The 22,447-nt window shown below is 52.8% G+C and carries 24 protein-coding genes, 1 tRNA gene and 1 rRNA gene; 15 read left to right on the plus strand and 11 right to left on the minus strand.

Annotated features, from left to right (window positions below; translation table 11 throughout):
* Window positions 1–80: 80 nt before the first annotated feature.
* A complete protein-coding gene (locus tag A7E48_RS08135; RefSeq protein WP_141669424.1) occupies window positions 81–644 on the plus strand; it encodes a hypothetical protein in 564 nt (187 codons plus the stop codon).
* Between the two features lie 485 nt (window positions 645–1,129).
* Here the strand turns inward: A7E48_RS08135 and A7E48_RS08140 are convergent.
* Window positions 1,130–1,213 (minus strand) — tRNA-Leu (locus A7E48_RS08140).
* A 312-nt stretch (window positions 1,214–1,525) separates the two neighbouring features.
* On the opposite strand from A7E48_RS08140, the gene A7E48_RS08145 reads away from it, so the two are divergent.
* The 7 genes from A7E48_RS08145 to pknB are packed head-to-tail and all read left to right on the plus strand — an operon-like array spanning window position 1,526 to window position 11,335.
* Window positions 1,526–2,446, plus strand: coding sequence for a DUF3662 and FHA domain-containing protein (locus tag A7E48_RS08145; protein ID WP_068171981.1), 921 nt, complete (start codon window positions 1,526–1,528; stop codon window positions 2,444–2,446).
* Window positions 2,447–2,929 carry an FHA domain-containing protein gene (locus A7E48_RS08150; RefSeq protein WP_068171984.1) on the plus strand — a complete coding sequence of 161 codons (483 nt, stop codon included), beginning with the start codon at window positions 2,447–2,449 and terminating at the stop codon, window positions 2,927–2,929.
* A gap of 3 nt (window positions 2,930–2,932) precedes the next feature.
* Window positions 2,933–4,621 (plus strand): PP2C family serine/threonine-protein phosphatase, encoded by a 1,689-nt coding sequence (locus A7E48_RS10855; RefSeq protein WP_083147309.1) that lies wholly within the window; start codon window positions 2,933–2,935, stop codon window positions 4,619–4,621.
* Entirely contained in the window at window positions 4,614–6,104 is a 1,491-nt protein-coding gene (locus A7E48_RS08160) for an FtsW/RodA/SpoVE family cell cycle protein (RefSeq protein WP_233126042.1), read from the plus strand. Before A7E48_RS10855 ends, A7E48_RS08160 begins: the two co-directional genes overlap by 8 nt.
* Complete coding sequence (locus A7E48_RS08165; RefSeq protein ID WP_068172059.1) at window positions 6,097–7,542, plus strand: penicillin-binding protein 2; 1,446 nt, start codon at window positions 6,097–6,099, stop codon at window positions 7,540–7,542. Before A7E48_RS08160 ends, A7E48_RS08165 begins: the two co-directional genes overlap by 8 nt.
* Window positions 7,539–9,260 (plus strand): protein kinase, encoded by a 1,722-nt coding sequence (locus A7E48_RS08170; RefSeq protein ID WP_068171987.1) that lies wholly within the window; start codon window positions 7,539–7,541, stop codon window positions 9,258–9,260. Before A7E48_RS08165 ends, A7E48_RS08170 begins: the two co-directional genes overlap by 4 nt.
* Window positions 9,261–9,274: 14 nt before the next feature.
* Window positions 9,275–11,335 (plus strand): Stk1 family PASTA domain-containing Ser/Thr kinase, encoded by a 2,061-nt coding sequence (pknB, locus tag A7E48_RS08175; RefSeq protein WP_068171990.1) that lies wholly within the window; start codon window positions 9,275–9,277, stop codon window positions 11,333–11,335.
* 45 nt (window positions 11,336–11,380) lie between these two features.
* Here pknB and A7E48_RS08180 read toward each other — a convergent pair whose 3' ends face one another.
* Genes A7E48_RS08180 through A7E48_RS08185 form a run of 3 tightly spaced genes read right to left on the minus strand, consistent with a single transcriptional unit; the run spans window position 11,381 to window position 13,053 of the window.
* A complete protein-coding gene (locus tag A7E48_RS08180; RefSeq protein ID WP_068171993.1) occupies window positions 11,381–12,016 on the minus strand; it encodes an aminodeoxychorismate/anthranilate synthase component II in 636 nt (211 codons plus the stop codon).
* A gap of 30 nt (window positions 12,017–12,046) precedes the next feature.
* Window positions 12,047–12,208, minus strand: coding sequence for a hypothetical protein (locus tag A7E48_RS11255; protein ID WP_190617473.1), 162 nt, complete (start codon window positions 12,206–12,208; stop codon window positions 12,047–12,049).
* 29 nt (window positions 12,209–12,237) lie between these two features.
* Entirely contained in the window at window positions 12,238–13,053 is an 816-nt protein-coding gene (locus tag A7E48_RS08185; RefSeq protein WP_068171997.1) for a class E sortase, read from the minus strand.
* 156 nt (window positions 13,054–13,209) lie between these two features.
* Here A7E48_RS08185 and A7E48_RS08190 point away from each other — a divergent pair, with 156 nt between their 5' ends.
* Window positions 13,210–13,515: a cell division protein CrgA gene (locus tag A7E48_RS08190; RefSeq protein ID WP_233126043.1), complete on the plus strand. Its 306-nt coding sequence runs from the start codon at window positions 13,210–13,212 to the stop codon at window positions 13,513–13,515.
* A 9-nt stretch (window positions 13,516–13,524) separates the two neighbouring features.
* Window positions 13,525–13,752 carry a hypothetical protein gene (locus A7E48_RS08195; RefSeq protein ID WP_068172000.1) on the plus strand — a complete coding sequence of 76 codons (228 nt, stop codon included), beginning with the start codon at window positions 13,525–13,527 and terminating at the stop codon, window positions 13,750–13,752.
* Between the two features lie 8 nt (window positions 13,753–13,760).
* On the opposite strand, the gene A7E48_RS08200 is transcribed toward A7E48_RS08195, so the two are convergent.
* Entirely contained in the window at window positions 13,761–14,909 is a 1,149-nt protein-coding gene (locus tag A7E48_RS08200) for a histidine kinase (RefSeq protein WP_158004413.1), read from the minus strand.
* Window positions 14,910–15,072: 163 nt separating this feature from the next.
* On the opposite strand from A7E48_RS08200, the gene A7E48_RS08205 reads away from it, so the two are divergent.
* Window positions 15,073–15,744 carry a response regulator transcription factor gene (locus A7E48_RS08205; protein ID WP_068172007.1) on the plus strand — a complete coding sequence of 224 codons (672 nt, stop codon included), beginning with the start codon at window positions 15,073–15,075 and terminating at the stop codon, window positions 15,742–15,744.
* A 96-nt stretch (window positions 15,745–15,840) separates the two neighbouring features.
* Complete coding sequence (locus A7E48_RS08210) at window positions 15,841–16,548, plus strand: hypothetical protein (protein WP_068172008.1); 708 nt, start codon at window positions 15,841–15,843, stop codon at window positions 16,546–16,548.
* Between the two features lie 178 nt (window positions 16,549–16,726).
* Here the strand turns inward: A7E48_RS08210 and A7E48_RS08215 are convergent, their stop codons facing one another.
* The 4 genes from A7E48_RS08215 to A7E48_RS08230 form a co-directional block, all read right to left on the minus strand.
* Window positions 16,727–17,470 (minus strand): hypothetical protein, encoded by a 744-nt coding sequence (locus tag A7E48_RS08215; protein WP_068172010.1) that lies wholly within the window; start codon window positions 17,468–17,470, stop codon window positions 16,727–16,729.
* Window positions 17,467–17,835 (minus strand): PadR family transcriptional regulator, encoded by a 369-nt coding sequence (locus A7E48_RS08220; RefSeq protein ID WP_068172012.1) that lies wholly within the window; start codon window positions 17,833–17,835, stop codon window positions 17,467–17,469. Before A7E48_RS08220 ends, A7E48_RS08215 begins: the two co-directional genes overlap by 4 nt.
* A 126-nt stretch (window positions 17,836–17,961) precedes the next feature.
* Complete coding sequence (locus tag A7E48_RS08225) at window positions 17,962–18,501, minus strand: YceI family protein (RefSeq protein WP_068172014.1); 540 nt, start codon at window positions 18,499–18,501, stop codon at window positions 17,962–17,964.
* 147 nt (window positions 18,502–18,648) lie between these two features.
* Complete coding sequence (locus A7E48_RS08230) at window positions 18,649–19,554, minus strand: ArgP/LysG family DNA-binding transcriptional regulator (protein ID WP_068172017.1); 906 nt, start codon at window positions 19,552–19,554, stop codon at window positions 18,649–18,651.
* Between the two features lie 69 nt (window positions 19,555–19,623).
* Here A7E48_RS08230 and A7E48_RS08235 point away from each other — a divergent pair, with 69 nt between their 5' ends.
* The 3 genes from A7E48_RS08235 (at window position 19,624) to A7E48_RS11015 (ending at window position 21,177) form a co-directional block, all read left to right on the plus strand.
* Complete coding sequence (locus A7E48_RS08235; RefSeq protein ID WP_068172019.1) at window positions 19,624–20,247, plus strand: LysE/ArgO family amino acid transporter; 624 nt, start codon at window positions 19,624–19,626, stop codon at window positions 20,245–20,247.
* 178 nt (window positions 20,248–20,425) lie between these two features.
* A complete protein-coding gene (locus A7E48_RS08240) occupies window positions 20,426–20,740 on the plus strand; it encodes a DeoR/GlpR transcriptional regulator (RefSeq protein ID WP_068172021.1) in 315 nt (104 codons plus the stop codon).
* A gap of 68 nt (window positions 20,741–20,808) precedes the next feature.
* Window positions 20,809–21,177 carry an HIT domain-containing protein gene (locus tag A7E48_RS11015; protein WP_158004414.1) on the plus strand — a complete coding sequence of 123 codons (369 nt, stop codon included), beginning with the start codon at window positions 20,809–20,811 and terminating at the stop codon, window positions 21,175–21,177.
* Between the two features lie 52 nt (window positions 21,178–21,229).
* Here A7E48_RS11015 and A7E48_RS08250 read toward each other — a convergent pair whose 3' ends face one another.
* Together A7E48_RS08250 and A7E48_RS08255 are read right to left on the minus strand one after the other, a co-directional pair.
* Window positions 21,230–21,757, minus strand: coding sequence for a hypothetical protein (locus A7E48_RS08250; protein WP_068172028.1), 528 nt, complete (start codon window positions 21,755–21,757; stop codon window positions 21,230–21,232).
* Between the two features lie 201 nt (window positions 21,758–21,958).
* Window positions 21,959–22,447: ribosomal RNA gene (locus tag A7E48_RS08255) — 23S ribosomal RNA — on the minus strand; the annotation flags it as partial.

The following is a 22,447-nucleotide window of genomic DNA, read 5'->3' on the forward strand; positions in this document are numbered from 1 at the left end:
TTTATTTAGTACGCTCTGTTCAGTATTTCCCCCGGGGCTACTCTCAAACAGAAGCTCTAGCTTTCCCCCTAGGATTTTTTGTGAATATTTCTCGACGTCAAACTCTTACTGGTGCAGCGTGGTCTGTTCCCGTTGTTATCGCCTCTGCCGCTGTTCCCGCTTATGCAGCTTCCGGTATTTTCGCCGTCAACTTTGATGGAGGCGGGGGAGCTAATGGATGGCAGAACTCGGTTTACTTGAACTTTGGAACGAGCAACGGCTCCACTCAGACCCTCACCAAGCCAGTGACTCTCACCATCAACGTCATAGGCCTCAATACCAATACGACGACCCAGCGTAGCTTCATCATTGGTAGCTCAAACGGAACCCTCGGTACCAGGACTTACACCGCAGCTACCCGCACCACTACTTTTACATGGACGATTCCTGCAGGCACGTCCATTCCGCCCCTCGCAACCGGCGGTAACGCATTGCCTGATATTTTGTTCAGTTTTGGAGACGGTCTAGCTGGCGTTAACCGTATTACCAACAAAATTGTGGTAACTGCTGTGAATGGCGCGTCCCTTTCTCAGACTTTGCCAGTAGATTCCAGCGTCCTTAAGGACAAGAACAAGAGGGCAATTTCACCCGACGGTATCTACTAAACGAATCCACCGCCCTGTACACCTCGGTACGAAGTCCTAGCTTAGCTGCTACCACCGGTTACTTCACGGCAAAAATTACTCCTGACGTTGTAGAGAAATAACGCTTTCTCCAGTTCATAAAGATAAAGGTGGGAGAGGAGCTACGGCTCAACTCTCCCACCTTTGTTGCAGGGGAAATGCAATGATCGCTTCTGTTTCACGCCGCGTGCACCGGGGGAATAGGGGGTACTTTCAAAAGCGCGGGTTTTCAACTGTCAAAAAGAAGCTTCTTGTTAATAGTAAAGAGCGCCCTGTCTCTCTTATGGCGCAGCACTAGGGGGTATTCGCCATAAAACGCTGCCCGCTCACAACACCCCATGTCAAGTACTAGAAAGGTGAGCGAGATACCGTTTTAAAACGGTATCTCGCTCACCCATCTGGTACCTCGACCCCCAAATTTTTGAAACAAAAAAGCCCCGATCCTTTCGAATCGGGGCTTTACGCGGTGCGCAAGGGGGGACTTGAACCCCCACGATCTTGCGATCACTGGCACCTGAAGCCAGCGCGTCTGCCAATTCCGCCACTTGCGCTCACTGTTTTCTGAACCAAAGTCAGATAACAACAGAGAAAACTATACACGGGAAATCAATAACCCGTCCAATTTACCCCTCATGCACTGGCTCACAACAGCGAATAAAACCTCTCCTTAACCTATTCTCCGAGGTTCTTTCAGGTTTTCCACTAGACTGGGTGCTGTACTGTGTGCTGAATTCTCAACTTAGATTGGGCAGTTTGTTTGAGAAAGTGAGAACTTAGCTCTCAGGTTATCCACAAGAAGAATGGCTATGCTGTTCAACTCATAGGTTGAGCATCTGCCCTGATACCACTCGAGGAGGCCAAGCATGGGGTTCATCAACAAGATTGAGCAGGGCCTAGAAAAGGCCGTACGCGGCACCTTTTCTAAGGGCGGCTCTCAGTTTGAACCAGTTGACCTCGCTAATCGCGTGCGTACCACGATGGATAACAAGGCATATTCCATTTCGTCGGGCAGAACGATTGCGCCGAACGTCTTCACTATTGATTTTGCTGAAGAAGACTTCCCGCGCATCCAAGGCTGGGGTGCGCCTCTGGCCGAGGAGTTGTGCGACGTCGTTATTCGGCACGCCCGCGCCCAGGGCTACTCGTTGCGCGGTTCGGTTCGCGTAACTTTTTCGGTGGACGACGCCGTAGAGGCCGGAGATTTTCTGGTGAGCTCGGCGCAGGAGAAAGTTGCGGCACCGCAGGCTTCCCCCCGCACTGCTGAAACTACTCAACGTCCTCGACGCTCGGTACCCGCTGGTGCTCAGTACCCAGCAATGGAAGAGGATCCTTTACCTACTCGTATTACGCGCCCGGGTTCGCGCGCGCCGCGAGTTGCGCGCCCGCAACCTTCGTCGGTTTCACCCGAGCAGGTTCAGCGCCCCGCTCCCGTGGCGTATTTGTCGGAGAATGCCCGCGCATCGTATTCCCCGCCGCGACCCGCACCTTCCCAGGTAGTTCTAGAAATTAACGGGCAGAACTATTCTTGTAATTCTTTGCCGGTGGTTATTGGTCGCAGTTCCCATGCCGACATCACGGTGGATGACACCGGTGTCTCCCGCCGTCATCTTGAGATTATTGAGCAAGACGGCGTGTACCTTGCCGTTGATCTCGGTTCTACGAATGGAAGCTATCTGAATGGTCAGAAGCTCGTGGGTCGCAGGGAACTTTCTAATGGCTCGGTGTTGACTATGGGCAGGGCGCGCATCGTATTTCGCCTGATGGTTCCAAGGAGTGAACGTTAAATGGCTTCTGAAATTACCGTGACCCTGCTACGCTTCGCGTTTTTGGCGTTGCTGTGGGTCTTCATTTTCATGATTTTGGCGGCAGCACGCCGCGATCTCGGTGTGGGGCGCAATTTCCGTACTGCACGAGCTGTCCCCGCTGCAGATCAGGTGTCCGCTGAACCGCGGCAGACCCAGCCGACGCCGCCTGCACGCCCCACCCAGCTTGTTATTACCGATGGCGCTCAGGCAGGGGCGGTAATGCGCCTGACCGATCAGCCCGTCACGATGGGGCGCGCTACCGATATTGAGGTCTCTTTGCAGGACGACTACGCCTCCGGTCGCCATGCCCGTCTCTTCCCTCAGGGGTCACGCTGGTTTTTAGAGGATCTCGGTTCAACTAATGGCACCTTCGTTGGCGGTACGCGCCTGACTCGCGCTGTGCCCATTGAGCCCGGTTCTGACTTTCGAGTAGGCCGCACCACCATGCAGTTGAGGCCATAACCTATGGGAATCGCTTTCCAGTTCGCCGCGCGCTCTGATGTGGGTAGGGTACGCTCAAAAAATGACGACTCCGGTTATGCAGGCCATTACCTTGCCGTTGTAGCAGACGGAATGGGCGGGCATGCAGGTGGCGACGTCGCCTCAGCGACCACCGTTTTAGACCTCACCCCCCTGGATCATTCGGGTTTCCAAGGGTCTGCTGGTGTTTATCTGGCGGATGAGATTACCAACGCCAACATCATCATGAATGAGCTGGTAGACCTCAACCCCCGGCTCGCTGGGATGGGAACCACCTGCACCGCCCTGCTGATTGACGGCGAAAAAATTGAGTTGGCGCATATTGGGGATTCGAGGGCTTATCGCCTGCGCGAATCTGGCTTTGAGCAGATTACTACCGATCATACTTTTGTTCAGCGCCTACTCGAAGAAGGGCGGATTAGCCCAGAAGAAGCAGAGAAACACCCCCACAAGAACGTGGTGATGCGGGTGCTGGGCGACGTCGACGCCTCCCCCGAACTAGAACTCAAAAGCCTGGACGCCGAAATTGGCGAAAAGTGGGTGCTGAGTTCGGATGGTTTAGACACCGTGGTGAGCAACGATGAGATTGAATCCATCATGCGCTCTACCAACGATTTGCAAGAGATTACAGACATGCTGGTTAATCTCACGCTTGATCGTGGGGCCCCGGATAACATCACTGTTGTCACGTTGGCAGTTATTGCGGAGGATTCGCTCTCTCAGGCGGTGACGTCGCCGCAACCTATTATTCCGATTCGGCGATATTCGCAGGACGGCACGCTGCTGGGCGAAGTATATCCTGAGCACCGGGTCACCGAGCACGGTGAAGCGGATGTAACTTTTGAACCGTTGGATGAAGAAGATGCCGACGGTTCTCTCCCAACAAGTAAGTGGCGCCGTCGTCTTCCAGGAAATGTGAAGCTTCGTCATGCTCTGAGCCACGGCAAGTGGCGCGGGGAATCATTCTCTGATGGCGTGCTGAACATGATGACGGAGTCCGCGGGCATGGACGAGCGCCCTGAGGACCAGGATGATTCGTCGGCGGCGGTTTTGCGGAAAGAGCTGGACGAGCGCCCGCACATTATTGTGGGAGCTGCAGCGAATGCCACTAACACCGGCATGATTCCGGCGGTGACAACTCGTACGGTAGAGCGCCGGGCAACGTTGGTGAACACCGAGCATCCTGAGCCAGTTGAAGATCCTTCAGAACTTCCTGAAGAAATTCGAGCCATGTTAGCTGGTGAAGAGCGGCACCAACGCGCTAAGTGGCCCTTACGCATTTTTACTACGGTGCTGGTCGTTGGTGTGCTTTTGGCGAGCGTTCTTACCTTTTTCTCATGGGTTTCGCACCAGTATTACGTGGGTGTCAACAATAATAAAGTTGCGGTGTTTAGCGGTATTCCGCAGTCGGTTGGCCCCCTCCATTTTTATGAAGTAGTGGAGGAAACCGATGTGGACGTCGATAAGTTGCCCGAGTATTCCCAATCATTGGTGAAGAGCACTATTACTGCCCAGGATCTGGAGGAGACCAAGCGTATCGTGAATGATCTTGAGACTCAGGCTACGGTGCAAGAGAAGGTTTCTGCTTCTCAAAGCGCGAGCCCTTCGCCGAGCCCCGGTTCGGTTATTACGGTAACGCCGAGTGCGAGCGCATCGGAGGGTTCTGGTGGCTAATTTCTTTGGTTTAAGGCGTTCTGATTCGCACGGTGATGCAGGGGTTGCTATTCCGAGGCCGCGCCGGTTTGTTGAGTTGTTCTTTACGCTGATTGCTGTGGCTATTTGCCCCGCGAGTATGTGGATGGTTGATCCTGAGGCTGTTGCGAAGGGGGATACCACGTGGTTGTTGGCTGCCGGTGTGCTGGGTATTGGCGCTTTGTTGATTCACATTGTTTTGTATGTGCGTGCGCGTTTTGCTGATCCGTTTATTTTGCCGATCGTGGTGGCGCTCAACGGCATCGGGTTAGCGATGATTTACCGTATTGACTTGACGACGGCAGCGAACGCTGGCGCGGCTCAGATTATATGGACGGGCGTGGCGATGGTTGCTTCGGCTGTTACGCTATTTTTCTTAAAGGATCATAGGGGTTTGCGACGGATTACTTATACGTCGCTGGCTATTGCGTTAGTTCTGCTGGTATTGCCGTTGGTTCCCGGTTTAGGTGTGGAGATTAATGGTGCGCGTATCTGGATTTCGGTTCTGGGGCGTACTTTCCAGCCGGGTGAGATTGCCAAGATTGCTTTGGCTGTTTTCTTTGCCGGGTATCTTTCGACTCATCGTGATTTGATTTTGCTGGCGGGCAAGAAGGTTGGTCCGGTTCGTCTGCCGCGTTTTCGTGATTTAGCGCCGATGTTTGTTGCTTGGCTGATTAGCATTGGTGTTCTGGTTTTGCAGAAGGATTTAGGTTCGGCGATTCTGTTCTTCGGTCTATTTTTGAGCATGTTGTATTTGGCAACAGGCCGCATTGTGTGGGTCTTGCTGGGTCTGGTGTTTGTGGCTGTGGGTGGCGTTCTGGCGTATAACTTCATTAGCCATGTTCATTACCGTATTTATGCGTGGGTTCATGCGTTTGATCCTGAGATCTACAATCAGCCTTTTGGCGGTTCTGGTCAGGTAGTTCAGGGGCTGTTTGGATTGGCTTCTGGTGGCTTGTTTGGTCGGGGTTGGGGCAATGGCCGCCCAGATTTGGTGGCTTTCTCTAATTCAGACATGATTATCACTGCCTTAGGTGAAGAGCTGGGTCTGCTCGGTTTGGGTGCGATTTTGATGCTCTTCTTGTTACTAGTGACGCGCGGTATGCGCGCGGCGCTGGGTACTCCGGATGCATTCGGTAAGTTGCTGGCGGCAGGTCTTTCGCTGGTAATGGTTATTCAGTTGCTGGTGGTCATTGGTGGTGTGACTCGGTTGATTCCATTGACCGGTCTGACGACGCCCTTTATGTCTGCTGGCGGCTCGTCCTTGTTGGCTAACTGGGTGATTGTGGCGCTGTTGCTTTCTATTTCTCATTCGGCACGGGCACCTCATGTGGTGGAAACCTATGACGATGTACCTGAAAGCATTAGTCGCCAGGGTGAGGCAGACGGCGCGACCAGCGTCATCTCACGTATTAGCGAAACTTCTCATCAGGGTTCAACGAAGGTAGGAGATGCTCGTGAATAGATCTATTCGCCGCGCTTGGCTCGCTGCCTCATGCGTGTTTGTGCTTTTGTTGGGTTCTCTCTCGTACATTCAGTTCTTTGATGCAAAGCGCCTAGGTGAGCATGCGTGGAACTCGCGGGGCATGTATGAGAGTTATGGTTCTCAGCGTGGTTCTATTGTGGTCGGCGGAACTGAGATTGCCTCATCGGTTGCTTCTAATGATGGCTATGATTTCCAGCGAACTTATTCTGACCCTGAAACGTATGCTTCGTTAACCGGTTATTTCTCGTCGATTTATGGTGCAACCGGTTTAGAGTCGGCGATGAATGAGGAGCTCTCGGGCACTTCGGATCGCCAGTTCTATGACCGTCTTTCGCAAATGTTTAGCGGTAATTCAGCTCAGGGCGCCACGGTGGAGCTCACCGTCGATACCCAGCTTCAGCAGATTGCCTATAACGCGTTGCAGGGGCACAAGGGCGCTATCGCGGTAATGAATCCAAGGACCGGTGAGGTTCTTGCGTTGGTGAGTTCGCCGTCTTATGACCCGAACGAGCTTTCTTCGCATAACAACGAGTCGGTTCTGGCAGCTTACGAGCGTTTGAATGCTGACCCTGCACGTCCGCTGATGAACCGGGCAATTGGCGGGGATACCTACGCACCGGGGTCCACATTCAAAATTATTGATGCTGTAGCAGCTCTTGAGTCCGACAAATACACCAAAGATTCTGTGATTCCTAACCCACAGAATCTGCCGTTGCCAGGCACCACAGCAAGTTTGCCCAACTATGTGAACGGTCAATGTGCAACTCGCGCCGATGCCACCATAGAATGGGCTTTAGCGCAGTCGTGCAATACTCCGTTTGCCCAAATTGCAATGGATTTGGGCCAAGAGAAAATTGCAAAGACTGCTCAGAACTTTGGTTATGGTGATTCCTCGCTGAGCATCCCGCTTTCGGTATCGGAATCGGTCTTCCCATCGAACATGACTGATAGCCAACTGGCTCAAGCGGCAATCGGTCAGTATGACGTCAAGACCACCCCGTTACAGGTTGCCATGATGTCTTCTGCCATCGCCAACGACGGCGTCCAGATGAAACCGAACCTGATTAGGTCGGTCAAGTCTCATAGCCTCAGCACCCTGTATGAGTTTTCTGCGGAGAAATGGAGAACTTCAACTTCTGCAGATACCGCTCAGCAGGTGAAAGAATGGATGGTAAATAACGTGGATAACGGCATTGCCTCCGGTGCTGCGGTGGACGGCGTGAAGGTAGCGGGTAAAACCGGTACCGCCGAAATCGGTACTACTGGTTTGAACAATGCGTGGTTTACGGGCTTTGCACCCGCAGACAATCCACAAGTAGCCGTTGCGGTCGTATATGAAGGTGTTGATACCGCTGAGGGAGCATCGCTCGCAGCTCCCGCAGCGAAACAAATTTTTGAGGCGGTGTTGAACAGGTGAGACCCTCAACTGAAACGACCTTAGGTGGTCGCTACGACCTAACTGAGCGTATTGCTATTGGTGGCATGGGTGAGGTTTGGAAAGCGCGCGATAAGGTATTGGGCCGTATTGTTGCGGTCAAGATTCTGAAAGAGGAATATACCGGTGATCCCGGTTTCCTCCAGCGTTTTCGTGCTGAGGCGCGCCATACAGCGTTGCTGAATCATCCCGGCGTCGCCAATGTTTTCGACTACGGCGAGGAAGACGGCTCTGCCTACTTGGTCATGGAGTTGGTTCCTGGCGAACCTCTCTCTGCGATTATCGAGAAGGAACGCAAGCTCGACTCTGATCGCATCTTGAATTTCATGGCGCAGACCGCTCGTGCGCTGGCTGCTGCCCACGCGCAGGGTTTGGTGCACCGCGACGTCAAGCCGGGCAACTTGATTATCACTCCGGACGATCGGGTAAAGGTTACTGACTTTGGTATTGCCCGCCTTGCTGACCAGGTACCTCTCACCGCCACCGGTCAGGTTATGGGCACCGCTCAGTATTTGGCACCGGAACAGGCAACGGGACAACAGGCTACGGCGTCATCCGATATGTACTCGTTGGGCATCATTGGTTATGAGTGTTTGGCAGGACGCCGCCCCTTCACGGGCGAGTCACAGATTGCTATTGCTTTGGCTCAGGTCAATGACCCGCCACCGGCTCTTCCCACTAAGATTCCTGCACCGGCAGCGGCACTGATTATGTGCTTGCTGTCGAAGGATCCTGAGGAGCGCCCCAAGAGTGCAACTGCTCTTGCGTCTGCTATTGATGCAATTCGCCGTCAGGACATTCCTGCTGCTATCAAGGCTGTTCCTACTCTAGGAAAGTTCTTGCCCGACGGCGCGCAGACGTCGTCAACCCAGGTCGTGACTGCTCCCACCACGGTGGCTCCCTCTGCTAAGCGTTTTGGCTCGGGCAAGAAGTACACCCCTCAGCCCAACACGGCGGAGATGCCTGCGGTTGCTCCAGCGGCTGCATACGGTTCCCGTCCTGTTTATGAGCCTGAGAAGAAAAAGTCGGGCTGGTTGTGGGTCTCCCTCCTCTTGGCTCTGGCGATTATTGGCATGATTGTCTGGTTCGTGTTGGCTGGGCAGAATTCTTCCAAGAACGCCGTAGAAGACTCCTCCCCTACCGCTGCGGGCACGGTCTCCACGGTGGCAGCCCCTACGGCGTCGGATGAAAGCCAGAAAGCGGAGCAGACCGTCAATATTGACGCCGCCACTTATGAGGGTCGCCCGTTAGAGGACGTCGTGAATGAGCTGGTTGCGCTAGGGTTCTCCACTAAAACAACCGGAGTGACCTCGGATAAGGAATCGGACACTGTTTTATCGGTTTCTCCTGTGGGCGCTGTAACGCCTGGTAGTACGGTGACCGTGGAGTACTCCACTGGTCCGCAGTCGGTCACCCTCCCTTCCAATTTGGAAGGTAAGAACGCCGACGAGGCTATTGACGAAATCACTAAACTGGGTGTCAACGTGAAGGTTCATAATGAAGAATCTAAGTCTGCGGATCCTAACACGGTTCTGCGGACCAACCCCACCTCCGGCTCAAAGGTTGAAGTAGGTAGTAGCGTAGATGTTTACGTAGCTAGCGCCCCCGCGTCTTCAGCTTCAGGAACCTCTCAGCGTTCAGAATCAGCGTCCGCATCGCCGGCGTCTGAGCCTTCCGCATCATCTACCCCCGCGAACTAAAACTGGTGAATTTTATGGAATTTTCGATTCCCGAGATTATAGACAACCGTTACCGAGTCAATGAGAAGATTGGCTCGGGCGCAATGGCGACCGTTTACTCGGCTGAAGACACTCGCCTGGGCCGCCAGGTAGCTCTGAAGATTTTGCGACCGGAGCATGCTAGTGATGAGACGTTCCGCGCTCGTTTTCGGCGTGAAGCGGAGTCGGTAGCTGCTCTCAATCACCCTAATATTGTGAGTGTTTATGACACGGGTGTTTTCGAGTCGGCGCAGGGCAACCAGTCGGTACAGGTTCCTTTCCTGGTGATGGAGCTTTTGCCAGGTAAGACCCTACGCTCGATTCTTTCCGAACGCGGTGAGCTTCCTGTCCATGAGGCTATTGCCTATGGCGCGCAGGTTCTTGAGGCTCTCCAATATGCGGCGAATGCGGGCATTGTGCACCGCGATATCAAGCCTGCTAATGTGATGGTTTTGCCGCGGACTGATGAAGATGTTTCGAAGGAGCAGTTTGGGCAAGTCAAGGTCATGGATTTCGGCATTGCCCGGGCGATGGCAGCACCTGATAGCTCGCTGACTAAGGCAAACACTGTCATGGGGACTGCCCGTTACATTTCTCCTGAGCAAGCGCGCGGAGAAACCGTAGATTCCCGTAGCGACATATATTCAGCGGCGTGCCTCATTTACGAGATGCTCTGTGGCCGTTCGCCCTTTAACGCTGATTCGAACGTCGATCTTGCCGGTAAGCATCTAAGTGAAACCGCTGAGGCTCCTAGCGCCCATGCGCGTCAGGCTCTTTCGCCGGCTCTCGATGCGGTTTTAGGTAAGGCCTTGGCTAAGTCTCGGCAGGATCGCTTCCAAACCCCCAGCGATTTCCGTTTCGCGCTTTTGGACGCCGAGCAGCACCCTGGTTCTGCGCCCCTCTACACGGGTGAGGATACTCAGCCCACCACAGCTTTAGCCGCTACTTCCGCAACTGGATCCACGGCCGCTGGTGCAGCTGCCGGTGGCGCAGCAGGCTATGCAGCGGCGTCGAGCACCGATACCGCTCCCCCGGTTGAAGAAGCCGGTCTGGGAGGCTGGTTCGATAACGCACAGTCCGAATACACGGACGAAGAGCTATACGAATACGAGCGCAATGAGGCGCTGGCAAAGAAGAAACGACGACGTCAGGCATGGGTTCGTGTTCTCACCGGCATGTTGATTGCGGCTCTGGCACTGTTCTCCATTGGAACCGTTCTCTACTACCAGAATGAGCTCAATAGGGTTCCAACCCATGCGCTGCCTGCAATGCAGGGGATGGAGCGCGAAGAAGCAGCTAACACTTTGCGCAATAACAATATTTCGGTGAAGTGGGAAGAAGAATACTCGGACAAGATCGAGAAGGATCACATCATCAAGACCTCACCGGTGACCGGTACTGAGGTTGAAGAAGGTTCAGAGGTAACTTTGACGGTTTCTAAGGGTCCTTCAAAGGTGAAGATTCCTGATAATTTAAGCGGTCAGTCTGAGGCGTACGTGCGTACTGCGCTAGAGCAGGCTGGTTTTGTAGCCGGTCGAACTTCTACGGTCAATAGCGCCAGCGTTCCCACGGGCATGGTGGTTGCTACTTCCCCTAAAGCGGGCGAGCAGGTGGATGCCGGCTCTACCGTAGACATTGTGCTGTCCAACGGTAAGGTTCAGGTACCGAATGTCACCGGCATGACCCGCGATCAGGCTATTGCGGCACTTTCTGACTCTGAAGTTATGCTCAGCACCAACATTGAGACTACTCAGACCAACTCAGCCCCTGCTGGCACAGTGGTTTCTCAGAGTGCTGCTGCGGGTAGCTCGGTTGAGCAGGGTAGCACGGTGACTATTAAGGTAGCTCAGACTCCTACGCCGACGGCGGCGCCAGTGCCTACTCGTGCAGCTCCTTCGGTCTCGGCACCTGCTGATTCTGAGAATAGCGATGCAGCAGATCTGACTCCCGGCGGAAACCCATCGCCTACTCCGTCTGCGAGCGCATCAGCTCCCACGCCGGCAGAAGCTAGTGCGTCGCCTACCCCGAGAGCATCGGCGTCTAGCCGTAACAGGTAATTCGCCCGCGGGATCTGTAACCATAGAGCCTGGGGCTTGAAGGTGTTATGAGCCGATGAGCGGTGAAAGCGATTTCGCCCTCTCGGCTGCACCTTCGAGCCCCAGGCTTTCTAGCCAGTTACCTAGCATGAGGTAGCCGCCTTCGGTGAGTACCGATTCGGGGTGGAACTGTACGCCGTGCATGGGGGCGCTTTGATGGGCAAGCCCCATGATGATTCCGTTATCGGTGGTGGACGTGACGGTGAGCTCCTCGGGCATAGTTTCCGGCACGACGGCGAGGCTGTGGTAGCGGGTAGCGGTGAAGGGGCTGGGTACGTCTTTGAACACCGACTCGTTCTGATGAACCAGCTGGGATGTTTTGCCGTGCATGAGCTCGGGTGCGTGCGTAACGGTACCGCCGAATGCTTCAGCAATTGCTTGGTGCCCTAGGCATACTCCCAGCAGGGGTTTGTGTGCTTTTGCGGCCCATTTGATGACGTCGATGATAACTCCGGCGTCTGTTGGTGCACCCGGACCGGGAGAAACCAAGACGCCGTCGTGTTCTTGTGCCAGTTCGATGGTGGCTTCGACGGTGAGGTCGTCGTTGCGGATGACCGTGATGTCAGCCCCTAGCTGTTCGAGGTAGCCCACCAGGGTGAATACGAAGCTGTCATAGTTATCTATTACGAGAATTTTAGTCATGGGTGTGGGGTCTCCAGTTACTGAGAAGTGCTATTGGTCGATGGTGACATCGCGGTAGAAGGGGCTGTATTCCACGAATGCGGGGAATACGAATTCCATGAGGCACCAGATCACTAGCGCTATGAGGGCAATGGCAATCAGGATACGCATCCAGAGAGGCCCGGGAAGATGCCTAAAAATCCATCCGTACATGGGTTTTACCTTACTCTTGGGTCAGGGTTTTAGAGGCCAACAGCTGCTTTGATTTCGTCTGGTGCGCCGGCTGAGAGCGGCTGCCAGGAGTCGAATTTTGCGTGGACGATATAGCGTTCGGTATCGCCGTAGCGTGGGTGGCAGGTGGTGAGTGTGAGAAGACGCTCGGTGGGTTGAGCGCCGGGATGAGCGGGGTCGGGGGCGATGACGCTCATTTCGGTCGGTAACACGATTTTGGTTTCGTAGACCGTGTAGGTGTAGAAGCCTTGAGCTGTTTGAATGTAAATATGGTCGCCCTGTTGAATTTCTTCTACCCGGTCGAGTACTGCGCCGTTGGTTTGGCGGTGGCCAGCCAGGGAGAAGTTTCCGATGTCGCCTGGCATGGCGGTGCCGTCGTAGTGCCCCAGCCCTAGGGCGTCGAGGACGTCGGTGCTGGTGCCTTCAGCAAGGGGGCGCTGGTAGTTTTCGCCGAAGCGTGGAATGTAGGCGATACCGTATGCCTCGCCGTGGCCAGGTTCTGCGGTGATTTCAGGTGTTTGCGGATCCCAGTTCGGCTGAGGTTCGGCAGTAGCATGGTCAGAAGTCTTGGAGGGCTTACTCTGATCCTTGGCTGCTTGCTTGAATTCTTGGGACAGCGATTGTACGGCGTCCTCTTGTGTTGCGTTCGCTTCGAGGTTGGTCCACCAGAGTTGCCAGACAACGAAGAGCAGGAGCACTAGGCCCACTGTGATGAGGATTTCGCCGAAGATTTGTACCGCCCACCCCCCCTTGCTTTTGGGGCGCGCGTGGTCAGCGCGGGAGGACGCCGCAGCGTTCTGCCGTAAGGATGGCGGGGTATGAGTCATTGAACTTCCTGTCAACAGTTTCCTGTGAACCCGCATGAATGAGCTATTTGTTAGGTCTTCACGCACATGAAAGGATAAGATTTACAGCAGTATTCCTGTGTCTATCTTCAGGTTAAACCGTACATGATGAGCTCCCTTTCGGGGCGTGGAGGAAACGTGGCTGAGTCAGCAAAAAAGAAATCATCTCAAGGATCAGTATCCAGTGAGGATCGCGAGTTTGAGGCGAATGAGGCAGCTCTGCGCCGTATTGCTAAAGAGATGACTGTTGATGAGTTCGCTTCTCCTACCCCCCTGTGGTATCGCGTGATTATGTTTTCGCTCGTGGTACTGGGCATCTTGTGGATTATGACTTTCTACATCACTGAGGCTCGCTTCCCTATTGCAGCTATTGGCATGTGGAACATCGCCATCGGGGTGGGTCTTATGATGTCCGGCATGATTATGATGACTCGCTGGAAATAGGACGTTCCCTTGACTTCTTTTTCCCGCGATAATGTTTCCTCCGCTTCAACCCCTGAAGCAGAGACTAAGCCTGAGGTTACTAACCCTAAGAACCTCGCCCCTGTAGACCCGAACGAGTCCCGCGCAGAACGTGAAGATATTAAAGCTGCGATTTTAGAGACTAAACTACGCCGCTGGGCGCTGATTGGGTTTATTGTGGCGGCTATTGTCTACTTTATTTGGCAAGGTCTAGCGTAAATTCGCCTTTATGTCTCAAAAGGCATTTTAAGGTCCATAATCCACCGGTCGCCAGGAAGAGAGTGACTCTCCAGGGTTCCACCGAGCGGTTTCACGCGTTCGGTAAGTCCTAAGAGACCAAAACCTGAGCTGGGGAAGACCAACTGGTCTTTAGTTTTGCCGGTGTCATTGGTGAGCGAATATTCCAGCGCATGGTCGCTGGCGCTGAGGTGCACTTCGACGTCGCCCCCTGCTCGTCCATGCTTGATGGTATTGGTGACTGATTCGGTCACTACGCGCGACAAAGTGGGCGCGAAGCTTTTAGGTACTTGGCTGAAATCGCCGTCGATGTCATAGGTAACGTTGTACCCAAAGTTCTCTAGTTGCTTAACCTGTTTGAGAACGGTTTCTCGCAGATCGGAGCTCATTGACTGGTGTTCAGGTGCGAGCATTTTGCTATCTTTTTCCACCCGCATAACCGCCAGCAGGCGGCGTAGCTCTTGCAGGGCAGTGCGTGATTGGGTGCCTATCAACCCGAGGATTTCGTCTTTACCATCAGCATCTGCATAGCGAGCAGTTCGTGCCTGCATGGCGATAACGGTGAGTTCATGGGCGACGACGTCGTGCAGTTCGCGCGCAAGATTGCGGCGCTCTTCGTCCGCTGCATGATATGCCGCTTCAAGTCGTTGCTCATACGCTACTTTGTGCGCTGTATTGCGTTCAACCTGTAATCGCGCCACGATGGGAACCACAATAAAGGGAATGATGTTGCCGAGTGTCCCTAGCAGAATTTGCACCGAATCAGTAGACGCAGACTGAAACATGCCAAAAGCAAAGTAATAAATATAGATAGCGACAGTAGGCAACCAAAACCAAGCGGACATAGAGTAAGCAATTATCGCTGTAGAAAAGATTGCGGCTAACCGCCAGAATTCATCATTGTGAGGGTTGAAGTGCAAAGCAATAAGCAGTACCCATAACGAACCAATGGCAAGAGGGCTTCGGAAAAATGTTAGCCCAATAGTCAGCAGATAGGATATCGGCACGATAATGAACAGAAGGGGCGGAACCCCATCTGCAACGCCTGATTTGAAATATTTGGCATCGTAGAGCGCAAGCAGAATATACCCCACGGCCAATGAACCGGTAACGGTCCGAGGCGGGGGTGAAAAATGCATGTTTTTAATGAGGTCTAAATACCCCATCCGGTTGTTTCTACTTTGCACATTTCTATATTTCCATGTGAACCGGCGGATTTATACCCGCTAAAGACTGATTTTGCGCTCTCTTTTTGCTTTCTTTGTACTGCTTAAGTATGAATAATCGCTATGCTGGGGACTAATGGATACTTTGAAAATACTTGTGGTAGACGACCAAAGCCTCATGCGTCAGGCTATGACCTCTTTTGTGACGTTTGAGAAGGATATGGAAGTGGTTGCTCAAGCGTCTGATGGCGCTGAGGCAGTAAATTTGGCGTTGCAGCTGAAACCCGATGTTATCCTCATGGATTTGCAGATGCCTGTGATGAACGGAATTGATGCGACCTCTAAAATCACGGCGGCTTTACCTTCAACTAAGGTTTTAGCGGTTACGACTTTTCATTCTGAAGACTATGTGGTTCCTGCGCTTAAGGCGGGAGCGAGCGGTTATATTGTCAAGGATTCTGAGCCTGAGGACATTATTAACGCTATCCGATCGGTTCATGAGGGAAACTCGGTTCTTTCGCCGTCCATCGCCCGGTTGCTGGTGGACAATTTAGCGGAAGAGGCGGTAGAGCGTCGAATGACGGCTACCGACGTCTATGAGTGGTCCCAGCTCACCAGCCGCGAGAGGGACGTCGTGAAGTTGTTGTGTGATGGGTATTCGAACCGGGAAATCGCTTCGACCTTGTTTTTGTCTGAACCTACAGTGAAGACACACGTGGCTCATATTGCTTCTAAGGTGGACGCACGTGATCGCCTCCAAATTGTGGTCAAGGCGTACCGCTCAAATGTGTTGAAGACGTGGGACTAACTAGCGACTGAACGGTAGTTCTTTTCTTCCGCTGATTAACGCATGATATTTTCTAGGGCTGTTTTGCCTGGTTAGAACCTCAATCTGGGAGATATTATGCGTTTTTCTGTGGCTTCACATCGTCTGCTGTCTGTGGTGGCTTTGATGCCGTTGGCACTGTGGTCTGTCACAGGATGCGCTTCTCATACTGATGCGATTTCCCCAGCGGAGTCTTCGACGAGTGTTTCTGCTGAGCCGTCGGAGACTCCTGAGGCGTTGGGCGCGGAGTCTGCGTTGGAGGATAGTAGCGCCAGTGCTGAACCAAGTTTACAAAGTGAACCAGCACCTGCGAGTTCTGCTTCTGTTGAAAATACAGAACCGGTTGAGAGCCCCGCGGTGGCGCCTGAGACGCCGGCTGCTGAGGAGACTTCTGTGGAATCTTCTGCGGAGGTGCCCTCCCCGAGCGTCCCCGGTCTGACTGCGAATGAGCAGGAAAACGCGGCGATGAAGGCTTCTGCGGAAGAGTTGCAGAAAGCAGATGAGGAACGTGCCGCTGCATTGACTGCACAGGGGAAGGATCCGGAGGATCCTTATCTGAAGTACGGTGACATCCTGTGTGGCAACGGTATCCTGCCCGCACCCGAGGAGATTAAGGCGATGGGTGCTGGGGATGCTTATTTAGCGTGGTACACCAAATTTGCTGAGTCGGCACCCCAAGAGGTCAAAGCAATGAGTGATGCTAACAGGACTGCCGCCGAAACCAACAGTATGGTCAAGGCTCAGCCCGACCGCCAGAAGTGCGCACAATATGGTCTGGGTGGTTAGCAGATAAAAAGTGGCTCTTATGTTTTGCGGGATACCACGAAAGATCAACAGCAGAGAACTCTCTACGTTTTAGATAAGAACATCTAAAAGGAAAATGTAGGGCTAAAATCTGCCACTGACACTGTGACAAGTTCGGAATGTATCACCGGTAGCTAAAATTAGAAACTATTTGGCTCCCCTAAACCATCCAGAACGAAATCAACGTATCGATCACTGTGTAAAGAGGGATGAGCAGTGCCGGAAGAACCGACACCATAGTGCTCGATTTTTTAGCCCGCTCTTGTTCCTGCCCTGAATCTAGCGGGGAGACCAGCGCATCGTCGTCCTCTTTCGCCGTTTTATAGCTAGAGCGCACCGCCCACGCTGTAGCAACAAGCAACAGGACGCCGGAGCCTACCGCCACGGGCATAGCAGGCACATTGACGATGAGTGGCAGATCTTTCTGAGAGGCTATCGCGCCACTAACGCCCAGGCCGATGGCAAGAATAAACCCAAGAATGAGAGTCCACGGTTTTTCAATGAGCGTGCGTATTCTCAGCCCAAAAATCATGGCAAGAATAACCACGAGCGAGCCCGCCCAGCAGCCCAGCACAACGCCGTTCAACATGAAGTTATGGGCGTTAGCCACCGCCCGCATGGAGTAAGTAAACACGAACAGTATGAACACCTGCAAGAGCATGGGGAGCACAATACTCACATACTCGCCAGGTTGCTCAGGCACAGAGTAACCTAGGGACCGCGCATAATCCTTAGGCGCACCGAAGGATTGCTCCGGAGCCTCCCCCGTTTCTTCGCAGTGGCTAAACACGGTCGTCAGCTCGTCACCGATCGTCGCGCCATAAACTCCCTCCAGGCGTAGCTCGATGACAAAGGCATCCACCCATTTCTTGTGAGTCGCACTCCACTGTTTGAGATCACTCATGACTGTTCCTTTGCTATATCTGTTTGCTCTGTTGGTTCGGCGAGCAGTGCACTCACGCGGTCACTAAAGAACTTCCACTGCTCTCGTGATTGTGCGAGTTCAGCACGGCCATCAGGAGTAAGGGAAAAATATTTTCGCCCGGGTCCGCCCTCCCCTGCACGCCATTCGGTGCGCACGAGCCCGCGTTTTTCAAAGCGGGTCAGCAGGGGGTAGAGAGTCCCGCCCTTTATTTCCCCCAGACCGGCAGCTTCAAGCGCGCCGATGATGGCGTACCCGTAGGTGGCTTCGTCGGCAAGAATTTGCAGGACGCACGGCCCCAAGACTCCGCGTAGCCACTCGGAGGGGTATTCGCTGGGTTCTGTCATATCTATATAGTTACATTAAGTAGTTAGGCTGTCTATATAGAGTGCAAAAATTACCACACAAAAAAGCGCCCACCCCCCAGAGGCGGTGAGCGCTTTTTATCGCGAGCTACTGCTCGCACATCAAATTTATGCCTGAGGAGCTACATACTCAGCATCGATGGTGATGGTGACCTTATCACCAACCAATACGCCACCGGTTTCTAGAGCTGCGTTCCAGGTGATGCCAAATTCCTTGCGTGAAATCTGAGTGGAAACAGATACACCAAAACGAGTGGTACCGAAGGGGTCGGTTGCAACGCCACCGAATTCGCCCTTGAGTTCTACCGGGCGGGTTTCGCCCTTGATGGTGAGATCACCCTTGACGACCAAGTCTTCGCCGTCAAGCTCGAAAGAGGTGGACTTGAAGTTCATGGTGGGGTGCTGTTCAGCATCGAAGAAGTCTGCAGACTTCAGGTGGCTGTCGCGATCAGCATTGCGGGTATCCAATGAATCAATCTTGATGGATGCCTCAACAACGGAGTCGGCTACGTTTTCTGCAACGGTTACCGTTGACTCAGCTTCTTCAAAGCGACCGCGGGTCTTGGAAACCGCTGCGTGACGCACGGAGAAACCGATTTCGGTATGTGCTGCATCGAGGGTCCAAACGCCGGGAGTAAGTTCTGCCATGATATTTTGCCTTTCAAGAAATCTTGTTGAAGTGTTCCTTCGCTTTCAAAAATTACTTTACGTGTAAAGCATTTTTTAAGCAACCGTTCTGCGGAAAATATTAAGAATATTTTACACAGCAACTTATTTTCCCTAGAAAACAGCAGATTATGAGAGCGTTTTTGCTGCCTCATACACTCTACTGGTTACTACATCCAAAACTTCTGAAGAAATTTTCCACCTTTGCCAGTAGAGTGGTGCATCTAATGGCTCAGAGGCAAGCAGCACCAATTCCCCGCTCTTCAACTGCTGCTCGCACTGGGCGGTGGGCAAAATCCCCCACCCAATACCTTCATAGATAGCACGAGCATAATCAGGGGACGACGGCACATAAACACTCGGCGATTCCCCTTCCACCGTCTCGTCCAACCCAAAATTTTTCAAGATGAGTGCGCGAGATGATTTCTGCCCCACATCCTTGTGATCATATTCAATGGTGGGGGCTGCGTTGAGCTCTTCGACGGTGATTTGTTTCGGCCACTGTTTAAAATGCCGATGCACAAACTCCGCCGACGCCGCAATCCAGTAACGCACATTGCCGAGCTTCTCCACCGTACAGCCGGGAATTGTCTCCGGATCAGAGGTAATGGCAGCCATGGCTTCCCCCGAACGCAATAGCGCCGAAGAGTACTGTTCGCCCTCTCTGCGCAAATCACAGAAAATGCGATCTTCGCGCGCCAGCTTACCCACGGCAGAGAGCAACCAGGTGGAGAGTGAATCTGCATTCACAGCAATCGCAATAGTCCGCTCTCCTCCGCTTCCACCTAGTTCCCGCTCCAGTTCACTGCTGAGATACTCGCTTTGCCGGGCGATGCGCAGAACAATTTCGCCCGTTTCCGTCGGCGCAACAGGGTTTGTTCTCTTGATAAGTACGCGGCCTGCTGTCTGTTCCATCGCTTTGATGCGCTGGGAAATAGCGGACGCGCTCACCATCAGCAGATCCGCGGCAGCTTCGAAAGTTCCAAATTCGACCACCAGTACGAAGGTGCGGAGTTGTTCAGCTGTAAACCTCATAAGATAATCTTATGCTCACTAAGAATCATTAGATGGTTTTATGTTTCAAAAGTCTCTACTCTCTATCTTATGAACTTCTCCGAAAACTTCCCCACCGTACTCATGGGACTAGGCGCCGGCCTCTCGCTCATCGTTGCAATCGGTGCTCAAAATGCCTTTATCCTCCGCCAGGGGATTATTGGAAAACACGTCACGCCCATTGTGCTTTTCTGTATTTTTGGCGATGTTCTGCTCATTGGTGCCGGTATTTGGTCAGTAGGCAAGCTCGCTGAAGGTTTTGATTGGGTTCTTGAAGCTCTCCGATGGTTCGGCGGCGCATTCCTCGTTTGGTATGGATTTTCTGCAGCAAAACGAGCCCTCAACCCTTCCACCCTCACTGTTGATCCTAGCGAGCAGGGGCCGCAGAGCGTTGGTAAAGCCCTGGCGTTTACCTTCGCTATCACCTATTTGAATCCCCACTGCTATCTGGACACCTTCGTACTTCTGGGTTCACTAGCCAATACCCACGGGGAGGCCGGGCGCTGGTGGTTCTACCTTGGCAGCATCACCGGTTCAATTCTCTGGTTTACAGCTTTAGGTTACGGCTCTCGTTTCCTTCGTCCACTGTTTGCCAAACCTGACGCGTGGAGAATTCTCGACGGCGTCATCGCTCTTCTTATGTTCTTCTTAGCGTTCCAGGTCATGTTTGGATAATCCTGTATTAATGATTTTTTCTGCAAATTAGTGACCATTTATGATTATTTATGTACTGGATTAATCAGTTTCAATCATTTTTAGTCATAAGAGATCACTCCGGTGTTAGCAGACGAACGACACAGCCTTATCATTACAGAGGTCGATCAGCGGGGGACCGTATCCACCGCAGAGCTCATTGAAAGATCTCTCCGAACTCGCTGAACGCGGCCTCATCGTTAAAGTTCATGGTGACGCCCGTTCCGTTCACTCCACCAATAACCCCACCTTCGACACCAAATTTTCTACTAACCGCACTGCCAAAGAGGCTTTAGCCCGTGTAGCAGCCGAGTTCATTCACGACGGTGCCTCGCTGGCTTTCTCCGCAGTCACCACCTGCGCGGCGATTGCAGCGCAGGCATCCAAGCATCAAAACCTTACGGTTATTACTAACTCCACGAGGGCGCCAGAACGTTCGCAACCCTGCAGGGCTTTTCAGAACCCACGGAACTAACGGAAATCGTTAACTTCCAGGCAGAGCGCTGGGCAAAGCGGCGTGTTGCGGATTTACTCTCTGAAGTATTGGTCTCTGAACTCGTCGTTCGTACCCGGGTGCTAGTAAAGACCAAGCATTGTGTTGCCTTTGTTCCTTATGCCGCTAGTAGTCCCTTACACGTCATGGCGCTCCCTAAGGCTCCAAGACGCAATTTGGTAGCTGCAACCGATGAAGAGCAGCAGGATTTAGGGGAATTTCACCAACGTCTCGCTGAGCTCATTTCAACGGCAATAGAGTCGCCGGCTGCCTCTATTGAGGTTCTGTGGTCGATGGCTCCGATCTCTCGCTGTCGTTCTATTTCTCGTATGCGAGTGGAGTACACTTCTGCTGACGCAGGGGTGAATTTTGAGGATAGTCCAGAAGAACTCGCCCTCATACTCAAGGCTTGGCTTTAGCTACGCGCAGATATAAACGGTTTTTGGAGCAGGTTCAGTACTTGAGTAAAAATTAGTTGGAAGACAAATCCTCTACAATTAGGGTGGTCTTCATAAAGCGAGCAAATCCAGATAAGAGAAGCTGTGCTGCTCCTAGGTCTTCTGCGCTCACTCCTAGTTCTAAATCAGCTAGGTCTCTAGGCTTGATAAGTCCGGAGCAAATCTCAACAGTGGAAGACTTCTCTGATTCCTTCTCGAAGACAAAGCTCACCCCTGATTTGAACGCGTCATTGAGTTCTCCGGGGTGGGTTTGTACTGCGATAACGTCTTGTGTTGCAAAGTATTGGGTTTCTCCCAGCACGATTTTCTCGCCGCCTTCTGTCTCTTCGAGAAGAAGACGTTCCCCTATTTCTATGTAGCTCTCACCATCTCGTTTGAGCTGATGGGGCCACCAAAGGTGGGTATATTCGGTAAATGCTAGCCAGCTCTCTTCGAGCGAGAGATCGAGTTGGACATACACTGCAGTTTGCAACGTATTGCTCGATGCCGCTGGTGTAGCTGTTTCGCTAGGTGCCGGAACGTGGGAGAACAGATTTTCCATGTGTATTACCCTAGCGGAATTCTCTCTCACCCCGTCATTTTGATTTCTTTGAATGTTATTTAGAGAGAAGGATAAAAAGATCCTTAAACGAAAAAAGACCCCTTACGGGGTCTAAATTTCGTGCCATTTTCATCAAGAAAATAGTGTTTTGTTATTTCAAAACCATACAGTGGACGCAAACACAACCAAACCAAGAAAAAAATATGTAAGCCTTCGGTCTATTAGTACCAGTCAACTCCACAAGTCTCCAGTCCTTGCTTCCATACCCGGCCTATCAACCCCATCATCTATAGGGAACCTCACACAACACAAAGTTGCCAGGAAATCTCATCTCAAAACAGGCTTCCCGCTTAGATGCCTTCAGCGGTTATCCCTCCCGAACGTAGCCAATCAGCCATGCACCTGGCGGTACAACTGACATACCAGAGGTTCGTCCGTCCCGGTCCTCTCGTACTAAGGACAGCCTTTCTCAAATTTCCAACGCACGCAGCGGATAGGGACCGAACTGTCTCACGACGTTCTGAACCCAGCTCGCGTACCGCTTTAATGGGCGAACAGCCCAACCCTTGGGACCAACTCCAGCCCCAGGATGCGACGAGCCGACATCGAGGTGCCAAACCATGCCGTCGATATGAACTCTTGGGCAAGATCAGCCTGTTATCCCCGAGGTACCTTTTATCCGTTGAGCGA

Source organism: Rothia sp. ND6WE1A, assembly GCF_001683935.1.
In the GTDB taxonomy this organism is placed as follows: Bacteria; Actinomycetota; Actinomycetes; order Actinomycetales; family Micrococcaceae; genus Rothia; species Rothia amarae.